The 15,824-nt window shown below is 59.0% G+C and carries 4 protein-coding genes and 2 pseudogenes; 4 read left to right on the plus strand and 2 right to left on the minus strand.

The window, feature by feature from the left end:
- Nucleotides 1–98: 98 nt before the first annotated feature.
- Complete coding sequence (bamE, locus tag AAIE02_RS18645; protein WP_008458182.1) at nt 99–443, plus strand: outer membrane protein assembly factor BamE; 345 nt, start codon at nt 99–101, stop codon at nt 441–443.
- A gap of 62 nt (nt 444–505) precedes the next feature.
- Here the strand turns inward: bamE and AAIE02_RS18650 are convergent, their stop codons facing one another.
- Together AAIE02_RS18650 and AAIE02_RS18655 are read right to left on the minus strand one after the other, a co-directional pair.
- The gene (locus AAIE02_RS18650; RefSeq protein WP_336983819.1) at nt 506–796 is read right to left on the minus strand and encodes an RnfH family protein; all 291 of its coding nucleotides are present in this window, start codon (nt 794–796) and stop codon (nt 506–508) included.
- Nucleotides 786–1,223, minus strand: coding sequence for a type II toxin-antitoxin system RatA family toxin (locus AAIE02_RS18655; protein WP_008458184.1), 438 nt, complete (start codon nt 1,221–1,223; stop codon nt 786–788). The genes AAIE02_RS18650 and AAIE02_RS18655 overlap by 11 nt, the downstream gene beginning before the upstream one ends.
- A gap of 153 nt (nt 1,224–1,376) precedes the next feature.
- Between AAIE02_RS18655 and smpB the strand changes: the two genes are divergently transcribed.
- The 3 genes and pseudogenes from smpB to AAIE02_RS18670 form a co-directional block, all read left to right on the plus strand.
- The gene (smpB, locus tag AAIE02_RS18660) at nt 1,377–1,859 is read left to right on the plus strand and encodes an SsrA-binding protein SmpB (protein ID WP_008458185.1); all 483 of its coding nucleotides are present in this window, start codon (nt 1,377–1,379) and stop codon (nt 1,857–1,859) included.
- Between the two features lie 785 nt (nt 1,860–2,644).
- A pseudogene (locus tag AAIE02_RS18665) lies at nt 2,645–2,995 on the plus strand (BapA/Bap/LapF family prefix-like domain-containing protein); the annotation flags it as partial.
- Between the two features lie 120 nt (nt 2,996–3,115).
- Nucleotides 3,116–15,787, plus strand: a pseudogene (locus tag AAIE02_RS18670) (BapA/Bap/LapF family large adhesin); the annotation flags it as partial.
- Nucleotides 15,788–15,824 lie beyond the last annotated feature (37 nt).

Below are 15,824 nucleotides of genomic sequence, written 5' to 3' on the forward strand. Positions count from 1 at the left end.
GAGCGCCTTGAGGTTTTAAACTGCTTAAAGGTCTATTATCATCGGCATAATACGAATGAGCCACGCACTACTCCGGCCCGAAAAGGAATCAAATCACTATGCGTTGTAAAATGCTGACTGCTGCCGCAGCGGTTCTTCTGATGTTGACCGCAGGCTGTTCCACTCTGGAGCGAGTGGTTTACCGCCCAGACATCAACCAGGGTAACTATCTGGCACCTAATGATGTGTCCAAACTCCGCGTGGGCATGACCCAACAACAGGTGGCCTACACCCTCGGGACGCCAATGATGTCCGATCCGTTCGGCACCAATACCTGGTTCTATGTCTTCCGCCAGCAGCCGGGCCACGAGAACGTGACTCAGCAGACGCTGACCCTGACCTTTAACAGCAGCGGCGTGCTGACCAACATCGACAACAAACCGGCCCTGACCAAAGGGGAATAAGGCTGGATTGATGCATAAAAAAAGGTGCCTGAGGCACCTTTTTTTGTCACTTTCACACAGAGTTATTTCTGGGCAGAACGTTCCGCACGCTGGCGACGTAATTCTTTCGGGTCGGCAATCAGCGGCCGGTAAATCTCAACCCGATCGCCGTCATTCACTTTATCCCCCAGCTTTACCGGGCGGCTGTACACACCGACTTTGTTTTTCGTCAGATCGATATCGTCACGAAGCTCAAGGAGGCCAGAGGCGACAATCGCCTGCTCAACCGTGCTGCCTTCCTCAAGCTTAATCTGGCGCAGGTACTGTTTTTGCGGCAGAGCGTACACCACCTCAACCTGAATCTCACGCGGCACGGTAAACCTCTTTGGCGCGGGTAGTGAATGCCTGAACCATGCTGCCGGCAAGCTCTTTAAAGATACGGCCAAAGGCCAGCTCAATCAGCTTATTGGTAAATTCGAAATCAAGCTGGAACTCAATCCGGCAGGCATCTTCACTGAGCGGCGTGAACTTCCAGCCACCCATCAGCTTTTTGAAGGGGCCATCCACCAGATGCATCAGGATACTCTGATTGTCGGTCAGGGTATTTCGGGTAGTAAAGGTTTTGCTGATCCCGGCTTTTGAAACGTCGACCGCCGCCGTCATCTGATTAGCCGATGCGTCAATCACCCGGCTACCGGTGCAGCCAGGTAAAAATTCCGGGTACGAATTCACGTCGTTCACTAACTGGTACATCTGCTCGGCGCTGTAGGGCACCAAAGCAGTACGGCTAATCTGCGGCATAACAATTCCTGGGAGTCATAAATCGGACAAATAATAACATTTATCACCGCGCAAACAAAAACTCTCTGCCGCTCATGCTAAGATAAGCGCTTCCTCCTCGCGCAGGCCGCGGGGTGTCTTTGAACTCCTGGATTACATATACTGAGCAGCACTATGACTAAGAAAAAAGCACACAAACCAGGCTCAGCCACCATTGCGCTAAACAAGCGTGCCCGCCACGAATACTTTATCGAAGATGAGATTGAAGCGGGTCTCGCGCTGCAAGGCTGGGAAGTAAAATCATTACGTGCCGGGAAGGCAAACATCGGCGACAGCTACGTTATCTTTAAAGATGGCGAGGCTTATCTGTTTGGCGCCAACTTCACGCCGCTGACCGTCGCCTCCAGCCACGTCGTCTGCGATCCTACCCGTACCCGCAAACTGCTGCTTAACCAGCGCGAGCTGGACAACCTGTTCGGTAGCGTCAGCCGCGACGGTTATACCATCGTCGCCCTGTCCCTCTACTGGAAGAACGCCTGGTGCAAAGTGAAAATCGGCGTAGCGAAAGGTAAGAAGCAGCATGATAAGCGTTCCGATGCGAAGGATCGCGAATGGGCTGTAGATAAAGCCCGCATCATGAAAAACGCCGGCCGTTAAGGCGATTCTTTCAGCCCCGCACTCCACTGGCTCTTCTTCTGAAGAGCCAGTATAAAAAAATACTCACTTTTAATTATCAGCTATTATTGCGCAGTCAAATATTGGAGCATCTGAATGAGTTAAGCGACACTAAATAATATATACTATTTTCCTTCACAATTATCTTCCTCACTGAAAACTACAAATTCATAGATATATAATATTTCCTGCCTCAGCGACCATCTTTATACGCTTCACAAAATAGATAACTTCTTCCATATTTTTCTTCTTTACAAAACAAAATACCCCACCAAAAAAGGCACTATATCCCTTCCAGACTCAGGGATTTTTATGCCTGAAGTCTCAATTCATCCGGGATAATACAAAAGCGCGGCTAAAACTTATCTTAAATCTTTCAATGCAATAAGCACAACGGCACCTGAGATACACCATGGGAACTGGCTTCAGCCGTTTGGGTGTTCCCGCTACGTTCACTGGTACTTTAGAGTGACTTACATAGTGTTAAATATGGCTTAAGTTGCGCTTTCATTTTTTCCTGTCTATATCATCAATAGTCTCTATTTAATAAACGACGAGCCTATGACCCTGAGAATTAACTAATTTCGATTCCGCACCGGAAACGCCCTGTTTATTAACAATCACTGTCATCAATTTTTTGATACAGGCCTTTTTTCGCCAATACATCGCGAAGGGTCTTTTACACCTAAAAATTTTGCTTTCGGTAATCAACACATTACGCCGGGCAACTGACTACCACCACGTTCATCGCGAATGGAGTGATAACAATGCGTTCAATTTTAATTATCTCTAAATTAACCGGCGTTAAAAACAACGTCGAAGCCTCTGAAATCACCTTAAAAGGCCCTTCAATTGTCGAGCTAAAAATTGAACGTGAAGAGGTCGCCAGCTACACGCGTTCAGGCCAGGATCTGGTGATCAAACTCCATTCCGGCGAAACCATTACCATCAAAAACTACTACGCCTTTGCCGATCAGGGTGGCAACCAGCTAGTGTTGGAAGGCCATGACGGCGTGCTTTGGTGGGTTCAGGATCCAGAAACCGCAGCTCACTATGAGCAAATTGCCAATATTGACGCGATCATGACCGCCACCGGCGCACATGCCGAAGGCGGCGCCCTCTGGCCGTGGGTGCTGGGTGGCCTGGCGGTTGCCGCAGGCGGTGCGATCGCTGCCGCCTCTAGCGGCGGCGGCGGGCACTCAGACAGCGGTAGCAACCCAGGCAATCCTGGCAGACCAGACGTTACTCCACCGCCGGCACCTACCGGCCTTGCCGTCTCCGCAGACGGCAGAACCGTTACAGGTAATGCCGAAGCGGGCTCCACGGTCACGGTAAAAGATGCCAGTGGCAACGTTATTGGCACCGGTACTGCTGGTACCGACGGCAGTTTCACCATCACCCTCACCTCGCCACAGATAACAGGCGGAACGCTGACCGTCACGGCAACAGATCCTTCTGGCAACACTGGTCCAGGCGCCACTATTACCTCACCGACTATTCCGCTGCCTGACGAACCTGGCATTACAGGTATCACGAACGATCATCCGAATGCGCCTAACGGCGGCAACGTAGGCAATAACTCACCAACCAATGACAACACGCCAACGCTGAACGGCACCGGTCAGGCCGGTACCACGGTGCATATTTACGACAACGGCGTGCAGATTGGCACCGTTGTGGTCGGCGCCAATGGGACCTGGAGCTTCACGCCAGGCACTGCCTTGGCTGACGGCACACACTCTTTCACCGTCACGGCGACAAATGAAAGGGGCGAAAGCGCAACTTCTCCGGCCTATACCATCACCATTGACACCGTGCCACCTGCGGCTGCAACCGATCTGGCCGTTAGCCCAGACGGTGATACCCTGACCGGCCATGCTGAAGCAGGATCCACAGTTACGGTAAAAGATGCCAATGGCAACGTGATAGGCACTGGCACGGCGGGCACCGATGGCAGCTTCACTATTACTTTGACCACCCCGCAGATAACCGGCGAAATACTGACCGTCACGGCGACCGATCCCTCAGGTAATAGCAGTCCTGGTGCCACCATTACCGCACCGAATATCCCGCTGCCGGATGAGCCGGCTATCACCGGCGTAATTAACGATAACCCGGGTGCGCCTAACGGCGGCAACGTAGGCAATAACTCCCCAACCAACGACAATACTCCCACGCTGAACGGCATCGGCCAGGCTGGCACGACCATTCACATCTACGATAACGGGGTACAGATTGGGACGGTCGTGGTAGGCGCCGGCGGAACCTGGAGCTTTACCCCGGGTAGCGCGCTGGCCGACGGCTCCCATGTGTTTACTGCCACGGCGAGTAACGAAAGGGGCGAAACCGCCCCATCCCCGGCGTATACCGTCACCATTGACACCGCTCCTCCGGGGCCAGCAACCGGTCTGGCCGTTAGCCCGGATGGGGAAATCGTTACCGGCCATGCCGAGGCGGGTAGCACCGTCACCATTAAAGACCCGAACGGCGTAGTCGTCGGGTCAGGTACTGCCGATAACAATGGCAACATCAGCATCACCCTGACCACGCCGCAGGTAGACGGTGAGACACTGACCGTGGTCGTCACCGATCCGGCGGGCAACAACAGTCCTCCGGCCAACGTGACCGCGCCGGACGTACTCCCGCCGGTATTGCCGGTGATTACCGGCGTTCTTGACGACGTCGCGCCAGTCACCGGTAACGTAGGGAACGGGCAGTCAACCAACGACAACACGCCAACCCTGCAGGGGAGTGGACAAGCCGGGGACACCATTCATATCTATGCCAACGGGAGTGAGATCGGTACCACTAAGGTCGGCCTGGACGGCACCTGGAGCTTTACGCCAACCACACCGCTGGTGGATAACGCCTACATTTTCACCGCTATGGCATCTAACGTTCGGGGAGACAGCGGCACGTCAGTCAGCTATACCGTGACTGTAGATACCGCCGCGCCTGCCGAACCGACCGGCCTGCTTGTCAGCGCTAATGGCGACATAGTGACGGGGATTGCCGAGGCAGGCAGCACCGTCACCATCAAAGATGCGAACGGGAACGTGATTGGTACCGGCACCGCTGCGCCTATTACTGGCGTATTCAGCATCACCCTGACCACGCCGCAGCTTGACGGCAGTCACCTCCAGGTCACGGCTACCGATGCAGCAGGCAACGTCAGCCCGCCGGGAGAAGCCACCGCGCCGTTCTTCCCGCTGCCGACCATCCCTGTGATTACCACCATCATTGATGACGTCCCGCCGATCGTTGGCACCGTACCCAACAATCAGCCAACCAACGATCAGACCCCAACCCTGCAGGGGACAGGCGTCGTCGGCGAGACGATTCATATCTTTGATAATGGCGTAGAGATCGGCACCACCATCGTGCTCGTGGGGGGGATCTGGACCTTTACCCCCGTCGCCAATCTGCCCGACGGCCCGCATAGCTTCACCGCCACGGCCTCGAATATTCGCGGCGATAGCGGAAGCTCCACGTCCTACACCGTCATTGTCGATACCGTCGTGAATCCGCCGGTACTCGATCAGATCCTCGACACGGTCGGCTCTATCACTGGGCCTATCGGCAACAACGGTATTACCGATGATAATAAACCTGCCTTCAGCGGCACCGGGGAAGCGGGCAGTACCCTGACTATCTTTGATAATGGCCTGCCCATTGGGCAGGTTACCGTGGGTAGCGACGGCAAATGGAGCTTTACGCCTTCTATCGCCCTGGCTGATGGCCCGCACGCGATTACGCTGCAGCAGACCGACCTCGCGGGCAACATCAGTAGCGTGACCGTCGGCCCAACCTTCACCGTGGACACCCTTCCACCGGTGGCGGTCACCATTGACACCGTGAGCCAGGACGGCACAACCGTTACCGGGACAGGTGAGGCCGGTGATACCGTGAAAGTTGTCGGTCCAAACGGCGTGGTACTGGGTACGGCACAAATTGACCAAACCGGGCACTTCACCCTGACCCTCACCCCGGCCCAAACGCATGGCGGCACGCTGACTGCCCAGGTGCAGGATGCGGCGGGTAACATGGGGCCGGATACCACCTTCCCGGCGTCAAACTCCGGCTTCCCGACCATTCCGGTTCTGATTTCGGTCACTGACGATGTCGGCCCGATCCAGGGGCCGCTGACGAACGGTCAACCAACGGATGACAACCGCCCAACGCTGAGCGGTACCGCAGAGGTGGGCTCCACCGTTACTGTCTTTGATAACGGCCTGCCTATCGGCATCGCAACAACTGACGCCAGCGGCACGTGGACATTTACACCGCTGCTCCCGCTGATTGATGGCCCGCACAACTTCACCTTTACTGCCACCAACGGCAGCGGCACCAGCGGAACATCCTCAGGCTTTAGCGTCGTCGTGGATACCACGCCTCCGATACTGCCTACCGGGCTGGCCGTCTCTAACGACGGGACAACGCTCACCGGGACAGCAGAAGCCAACAGCAAGGTCACCATCACAAACGCCAGCGGCACCGTGCTCGGTACGGCCACGGCGGACGGTACCGGCCACTTCAGCGTGACGCTGAACCCACCTCAGCTTAACGGGGAGATCTTAACCGCCAAAGCGACCGACGCGGCGGGTAATACCGGACCAGGTGCCGCTATTCCTGCCCCGGATCACACGCCACCGAATGCCCCAACCGGGCTGGCCGTGAGCGCTGATGGCCTGCATGTGACCGGTACCGCCGAACCGGACAGTACCGTCACCGTCTGGGACGGTAACGGCAATGTGATTGGCGTTGGTATCGCCAGCGGCACGGGCACATTTGATATTTCCCCGCTCACGCCACCGCAGCTAAACGGCCAGACGCTGATGGTCACTGCGACGGACGCCGCGAACAACGTCAGTACGCCTGCCGCCGTCATTGCCCAGGATCATACGCCGCCTGCGCTGCCGACCAACCTCACCTTCAATGAAGACGGCTCGGTACTGACCGGTAAAGCCGAGGCTGGCAGCACGGTGAAAGTGACCGACGCGCTGGGCAATCCGTTGGGCCAGGCCGTTGCCGGACCGGACGGCAGCTTTAGCATCACCCTGACAACCCCGCAGGCGAACGGCCAGCTGGTGGAAGTGAACGCCACGGATGCCGCCGGGAATATCGGCCCGAATGCGCCGGTCACCGCCCCGGATATCACCCCACCGAATATGCCGATCATCGGTTCCGTGGTCGACAATGTGCCTGAGCATACCGGTAACCTGAACAACGGCGATCTGACTAACGACGATAAACCGACGATCTCCGGTACGGCTGAAGCTAACTCAACCGTGAAGATCTACGACAACGGGACGCTGATCGGCACGGTCAACGCCAACGGCAGCGGAGCCTGGACCTTTACGCCGACCACCTCTATTGGCCAGGGCCTGCATAGCCTGACGGTGACCGCCACCGATGCCGCAGGCAACGTCAGCCAGCCGAGCGCCGCCTTTAACATCAACGTAGACTCCATCGCCCCTACCGCCCCAACGATTACCCAGGTGTATGACGATGTGGGCACCGTGACCGGGCCGGTCAGCAATAACGGCGCCACCAACGACCCAACGCCAACCCTGAGCGGCAGCGGGGAACCGGGCTCCACCATCACGGTTTACGACGGACTGGACGTCCTGGGCACCACCACCGTTAACGGCAACGGCACCTGGACATTTACGCCAACCACGCCGCTGCTGGACGGGCCACATTCCTTTACGGTCACGGCTTCGGATGCCGCAGGCAACGTCACCGCACATTCCCCGGCGTGGGACATCAATCTGATTACTACGCTGCCGGCCACGCCGGTGATTGGCGAAATTCTGGATACCGTCGGGAGCGTCACCGGGCCAGTCCTGCCGGGCACCTCTACCGACGATACCAAACCGGTTATCAGCGGCACCGCCGGGGCTAACGCAGTCGTGAATATTTACGATGGCAACACGCTGATCGGCACCGTGACGGCAAACGGCAGCGGCGCATGGACGTTTACGCCAACCCAGCCGCTAAGCGAAGGTTCGCACACCATCAATGTCTACGTGACCGATGCCGCCGGGAATACCAGTAATGCCGCAACCCAGATTGTTATTATCGACACGACTCCGCCGGGAGCGCCTTCCATCGACGGGGCGCTGGGTAACGTCGCAAACACGCAGACTCCGCTGATTAACGGCGGCAGTACCCAAAGTACGGAACCTGTGTTCTCAGGCAAAGGTGAAATTGGGGCCACTATTACCCTGTACGTCGACGGGGGGACAACGCCAATTGGCACGGCCACCGTAGACGCGACCGGGAGCTGGACAATCACCCCAACCTCACCGCTGGGCAGCGGGACGCACGTGTTCACTACCGTGGCAACGGATCCGGCGGGCAACACGGGGATGCCTTCTTCTGGCTTCACGCTCTCGGTTTACGCGACGCCTCCGGCTCAGCCATCGGCACCAGTCGTGACCGATAATGTGCCTCCGGTGGTCGGTCCCGTCGCTCCGGGCGGCAGTACCAATGACACCACGCCAACCTTTAGCGGGACCGGCATCGCGGGCTCAACCATCAACGTCTACAACAACGGGAACGACCTGATCGGCACCGCCACCGTGCGCTCCGACGGGACCTGGAGCGTGACCCCGTCAACGCCGTTTACCGAAACGACCTATAACATTACCGTCCAGGTGACCGATCCGGCGGGCAACATCAGCCTGCCGTCAGCCCCGATCGCGATCACCGTAGACACAACGCCGCCGGCAGCGCCGACTATCGGCACCGTAGATGACGGCGTGGGTCCGGTGACCGGGCCAATTACCAACGGCATTACCGATGACACGAAGCCGGTGTTCCACGGCACGGGTGAAATCGGCGCGACCGTCACGCTTTACAACGGCAGCACGGCGATAGGCTCTGCGGTAGTGGATGGCTCGGGTAACTGGACCATTACGCCGAATACCGCGCTCAACAACGGCGTGAATACCATCACCGCCGAACAAACCGATAAAGCCGGGAACGTCAGCGGGCCATCCACCGATTATGTACTGACCGTCGATACCGTGCCGCTCACCGCGCCGGTCGTCGTGGAAATCATTGATAACGTGGGCCCGATCCAGACCCCGCTGGTCAACGGCAGCTTCACCGATGACACCACGCCAACCTTTACCGGTACCGGCAAAGTCGGCAGCACAATCACGCTGTACGACACCAATGGCACCACGATTCTGGGTACCGGTGTCGTGGCCGCCAATGGCACATGGAGTATCACCACTTCCGTGCTGCCGGAAGGTGCACACAGCATTACCATCAAAGCGGTGGATGACGTAGGCAACAGCGTGGGGCCTTCTGCGCCGATTGTGATTAACGTCGATACCACTCCGCCACCAAACCCTGTGGTGCTGCCGATCACCGACCCTACCGGTACGCTTGTAGCCGGTACCGCTGAACCGGGGGCAACGGTTATCATCAAAGACTCCAGCGGCAACGTGCTGGGCACCGGCGTGGCTGACCCGATTTTGGGTACCTGGACCGTTACGATGTCCCCGGCTCAAACCACCGGCGCAACCCTGACGGCTATTGCTCAGGATCCAGCGGGTAACCAAAGCGCGGGCATTAACTTCACCGCAACCAACTCCATCCTGCCGCATCCGCCAACCATCGATCTGGTAGACGATAACGTGGGCGCCATAACTGGTAACGTCGGCAACGGGAAATCGACCGATGATACTTTACCTACCCTGAGTGGTTCTGGTGCCTCCGCGGGCGGTGTGGTGCATGTTTACATTGATGGCGTGCTGTTCACTTCTGTGCCCGTCGGCGCCGGCGGCACATGGACGTATCAGCTCACCACCCCGCTGACTCAAGGCCCGCATACCTTTGCCGTCAGCCAGACCGTCGGTCTTGAGACGAGCGGCCTGTCTCCGCTCTACACCATCATTGTCGACACCACGCCACCAGCCCAGCCGGTGATTGTCTCCGTGGTAGACGATGTAATAGGCGGCGTAGTCGGACCGTTGACCAATGGCCAGGCCACGAACGACCCAACGCCAACCCTGAGCGGCACGGCGGAAGCTGGCAGCACGGTGAACATTCTCGATAACGGCACCATCATCGGTACCGTCACCGCGAATGCCCTCGGCATCTGGACCTTTACGCCAGGCACTAACCTTGGCGAGGGTTCTCACACCCTGACCGTCACGGCGACAGACGCCGCCGGGAACGTCAGCCTGCCGTCCACCGGCTTTGTGGTGAACGTCGATACGCTGGCCCCGGCCGCCCCGCTGGTCGTCTCCGTCACCAACGACATCACTTCCCAGCCGATAACGTCCGGCCAGCCGACTAACGACAATACGCCAACCTTCAGCGGTACAGCCGAGGCCGGGACCACGCTGACCTTCAAGGACGGAAACGTCGTGATCGGCACCGTAACGGTACCGGTGGGTGGGAACTGGAGCTTTACCCCAACGGTTCCGCTACTGGATGGCAGCCATAACATCACCGTGACCGCCACGGATGCGGCAGGCAACGTCAGCGGCCCAAGCACAGGGTTCAACGTGGTGGTCGATACCGTGCCGCCTGTAGTGCCAGTCATTCTTTCGGTCATCGACGACCAGACTCAGCCGGGCACTAACCTGCCGCTGATCAACGGCCAGTTGACGAAGGACACTCAGCCAACCCTGAGCGGTACGGCGGAAGCCAACGCCACCATCACGGTGAAAGATGGCAATAACGTGCTGGGAACCACCCAGGCGGATGCGCTGGGCGCCTGGACATTCACCCCGTCCGCACCGCTGGGCCAGGGGACACACACCCTGAACGTCACGGCGACGGATGCCGCTGGCAACGTGAGTAACGCGGCTTCGTTTGGCGTGAATATTGACTCTGTCGCCCCGAACCCACCGGTGATCGTCACCGTGCTGGACAATACCGCGCCGGTGCTGGGGCCAATCACCAACGGCCAGGCCACCAACGAAACCCGCCCTTCTCTGAGCGGGACGGCGGAAGCCGGTGCCACCATTAAGGTTTACAGCGACGGCAACCTGATCGGCACCACTATTGCCAACGGATCTGGCGCGTGGACGCTGACCCCTGTGGCCGCACTCGGCAACGGGGCGCATACCTTAACCGTGACCGCGACCGATGCGGCTGGCAACGTCAGTAATCCGTCGAACGGCTTCTCGTTGACCGTCGACACCATTGCGCCGAACGCGCCGGTCATCAGCACCGTGGCGGATGCCGTCGGCCCAATCACCGGCAATCTGACCAACGGCCAGGTCACGGATGATAGTCGGCCGGTCCTCACCGGGACTGCCGAAGGCAATGCCACCGTCAGCGTCTACGACAACGGCGTTCTGCTTGGCACCGTCCAGGCAGATGCTGGCGGGGCGTGGAGCTTCAGGCCTGGCACCGCACTGATTAACGGCGGCCATGCGCTGACCGTGACCGCGACGGATGCCGCGGGTAACGTCAGCCTGCCATCCGCCGCGTTTAACGTGGTGGTGGATACCATTGCGCCGACTCAGCCGATTGTGGTTCAGGCCTTCGATGACGTTGGTCCGGTTCAGGGGCCATTGGTGAGTGGCCAGACGACGGACGATACCCAGCCTGCACTCAGCGGAACGGCGGAAGCTAACTCCACTATTAATATTTACGATAATGGCAACCTGATTGGCACCGTAACGGCCAGTGCCCTGGGAGCATGGACCTTCACGCCTGGGACGGCGCTGCCTCTCGGCCAGCACGTCTTCACCGTCACCGCGACCGATGCGGCAGGCAACACCAGCGTACCTTCGGCTGGCTTTACCCTGACCATCGCCAGCGGCGTGTCGAATACGCCGGTGCTGACCTCTGTGGTGGACGACGTCGCCGGTGGCACGGTCGGGCCATTAACCAGCGGCCAGGCCACTAACGATGCACGCCCAACCCTGAACGGAACGGCAGATGCCAACAGCACCATCAAGATTTACGATGGCGGCAACCTGATTGGCACCGTGTCGGCTAACGCCCTGGGCGTTTGGGTCTTTACCCCGCCGACCGCACTGGCAAACGGCTCGCATACCTTTACCATCACCGCGACCAACGGTGCGGGCGTAGTCAGTAGCCCAACGGCAGGTTTCACCATCGTGGTGGATACCGTGGCGCCTAACCAGCCTGCGATAACCTCTGTGGTAGATGATGTCGGCCCGATCACTGGCCCGGTAGGCAACAACCAGCCAACGGACGATACGCGCCCAACCCTGAACGGGACCGCCGAAGCCAACGCCACGGTCAATATCTTTGATAACGGCGTGCTGCTGGGTACCACAACGGCAAACGGCAGCGGCGTCTGGACGTTCACGCCAACGCTGCCTCTGCTTCAGGGCAACCACTCGTTCACCGTCACCGCAACGGATGCGGCGGGTAACGTCAGCGTTCCGTCCGTACCAGCCGGTATTATTGTCGATACCGTCCCGCCGCTGGCGCCAACAGGTCTGACGGTCAACGCCACTGGTACAGTTGTTACCGGCGTTGCGGAAGCCAACAGCAAAGTGACCGTTACCTCGGCGACGGGTACCGTTCTGGGTACGGCTCAGGCTGACGGCAACGGGAACTTCAGCATTACGCTTACCCCTGCGCAAACCAGCGCCCAGCCGCTGCTGGCCTTCGCTCAGGATGCCGCCGGAAATATCGGCGTTTCCGCCAGCTTCACCGCGCCGTTTACCGGTGTGCCAGGGCTGCCGGTGATCACCAGCATCGTGGACGATGTTCTGCCGAAAACCGGCGTGGTGGGCAACGGGCAGAGCACCAATGACACCCAGCCGACGATCAACGGCACCGCCGAAGCCAACGCCACCGTCAAGATCTACGACAACGGTGCGCTGCTGGGGACGGTCACCGCCAACGCGAGCGGCGTCTGGACGTTTACCCCAACCGGTGCGCTGGGTGATGGCGTACACGCCTTTACCGCCACGGCAACCAACGCCAACGGGACAGGCGGGGCGTCTCTGCCGACCTCGGTGATTGTCGATACTATTCCACCGCTGATCCCAACCGGGGTTATCAGCGCCGACGGGTCGACGATCACTGGCGTCGCGGAAGCTAACAGCACCGTGACCATCACGCTGCCGGGCGGGATCACCGTCACCGGCACGGCGAATGCGTCCGGCGCGTTCAGCATCACCCTGCCGACTCGCCAGATTGAAGGGCAGTCGCTGTCAATATCTGCCGCGGATGCGGCGGGTAACGTCTCTCCATCGCTCTCGATCACCGCGCCGATTCTGCCACTTTCGGCCAGCAGCAACGTGGTCGATCTGGCGCTGACCAGCAACGCAGACATTACCACCTCGCACTACAGTGGCTATGGCAACCTACTGATTGGCGCGCTGGGGAACGTGGCGTCGGTTCTGGGCAGCAATACCGCCCAGGTCGGCTTTACCATCGGCAGCGGAGCAACGGGGTATATCACCATTAATGCCGCCGCCACCGGCGTGGTACTGTCATTGCTGAATACGCTGGAAATCGCTATTCAGAAATTTGACGCGACCACTAACTCCTGGACGACGGTTGTCGACTCTTCACTGCCGCAGTTCCTGAACCTGCTGACCCTGGGCGCTACCGGCGTTACCCTGAACCTTGACGGACTGGGCGAAGGGCAATACCGCGTGCTGGGCTACAACACCAGCCTGCTGGCAACAGGTGCAGCGACCAACCTTGCGGTGACCGTCGAGCAGACCAGCGCCGGCGTGGTCAGCGGAACCACCACCTCAAGCGGGAACGTCATTACCGATCCGGGTCCTGGTGGGGCTGTGGACAACGCCCCTACCGGCACCGTGGTCACGGCTATTACCGATGGCCAGGGCGTCTCCCATACGGTTGGCGCTGGCGGACTGGATATTCAGGGTAAATACGGCACCCTGCATATCAACCAGGACGGCAGCTATACCTACACCTTAACCAACACCTCAGCCGCGGTGCTGGGCCGTACCGAGAACTTTACCTACACCATTACCCAAAATGGCATCAGCGACTCTGCGCAGCTGATTGTCACCCTGGGCAACGGTGCCCCGGCCAGTACGGTCACCGCCACGGATAACACCGGTTCGCTGACCTTCGGCACCGATGTTGTCGCCGTTGACCACGGGGCTTCACAGCAAACGGGTCTGTCGGTGCTGAGCGTCGGTCTGGGGAATGTGGTCAACCTCAACCTGCTGGCTAACATGAGCAACCCGATCCTGTTTGATGTCGCAGACGGATCGACGCGCACCATGACGCTGCAGGCCAGCGTGGGCGGGGTGGCGCTGCTCTCCACCTTCGACCTGTACATCTACAAGTTCAACGTGGCGACCCAGCAATACGAGCAGTTCCAGGTGCAGAAAACCTGGCTAACGGCTCCGCTGTTGGGCGGCACCTCAGGCCAGTTGACCGTCACCCTGGGCGGCGGGGACTACCTGTTCCTGCTGATGAACGCGAGCGGTGTCTCACTGCTGACCAGCTACACGCTGAATATCCTCCAGGATCACACCTACGCGGTCGACAGTCTGGCGGCATCAACCACCGGGAACGTGATGCAGGATGATATCGCCCCGGCAGGCAGTCTGCTGACGGCGGTGAACGGCGTGGCAGTTTCCGCGACCGGCACCACCACTATCGTCGGCAAGTTCGGGACGTTGACTATTGATGCCCACGGCAACTACACCTATACGCTGAACAGCGGCCAGGGTGCCGACAGCATCAATACGCCAGACAGCTTCGTGTACACCGTCACCGCGCCAAACGGTGATACCGGTACCGCGTCGCTGAACATCACCTCCACGCCGCATATCGTGGATGCCGTGAACGACGTCAGCTCGATTATGGCCATCACGTCGACGCAGAACACCGCGGCTTACGCGAGCGCTACGGTCGGTCAAACCTCCTGGAACACGGCGCTGCTGGCCTCTACCCACGGCAACGGCAGCGGTACCTTCACCATTGCGGATAACACCGTGCTTAGCGGGGCCAATATTGTGTTCAAAGTGGCTTCCGGTCTGGTATTGGGTGGACTGTCCGTCAGCTGGACGCTGAGCGACGGGCTGGGTCACACCTATACCGGCACCTTTAGCGGCAGCGCCCTGCTGGGCGGCACGGCAACCATTCCAGTCACAGATCTGCACTCAGGCACCTGGACGCTGAGCTATGTTGGGAACATGGGGCCGCTGGGGCTAGGGACCATCACCATCACGCCGAACATCACAGGGACCTCGAACCTGCTGGATAGCTTCACGGCGCAAAGTACCGTCGTACACGGCAACCTGTATGACGGCACCGACTCCGCCGGCGCGGCTGACCAGCTCGGCAGCGTGCATACGCTGATGACAATTACCGGCGCTAACGGCAGCTCGGCCACGCTGAACCCGATGACCAACAGCGACGCGGTGGCAACGATTCAGGGCCAGTACGGCACCCTGACTATCGATGTCGGTGGGAACTACACCTACACCCTGAACGCGGGTGTGGCACCGGGCTCCATCACCAATAAAGAGGTCTTTACCTACATCCTGAACGATCAGAACGGGCATTCAGACTCCGCCACGTTGACCATCAACATGAACCCGCAGTTCGTCAGTACTGCCTACGGGGACATCATCAACGGTTCTTCGGCCTACGCCGATACGCTGGTGTACCACGTCCTTGCCGGTGGGGCGAACGACGGCACCGGCGGCAATGGATCGGACGTCTGGAACAACTTCTCGCTCGCGCAGGGGGACCAGATCAACATTCACGACCTGCTGGTCGGCTGGAATGGGCAGACCTCAACATTGGGTAACTACCTGAGCGTGGCTACCGTCGGCAACAACACGGTCATCTCCATCGACCGTGACGGCACCGCCGGCGCATTCCACTCAACCACTCTTGTCACTTTGGAGAACGTGCACACCACACTCGATGAGCTGATCCAGAACAACCACATTGTTGCCTGATAGTTGTAGCGAAAAATCCCCGGGCGCACAGACGCCC

The sequence above is a fragment of the Cedecea sp. Ae19-4 genome, from assembly GCF_059801165.1.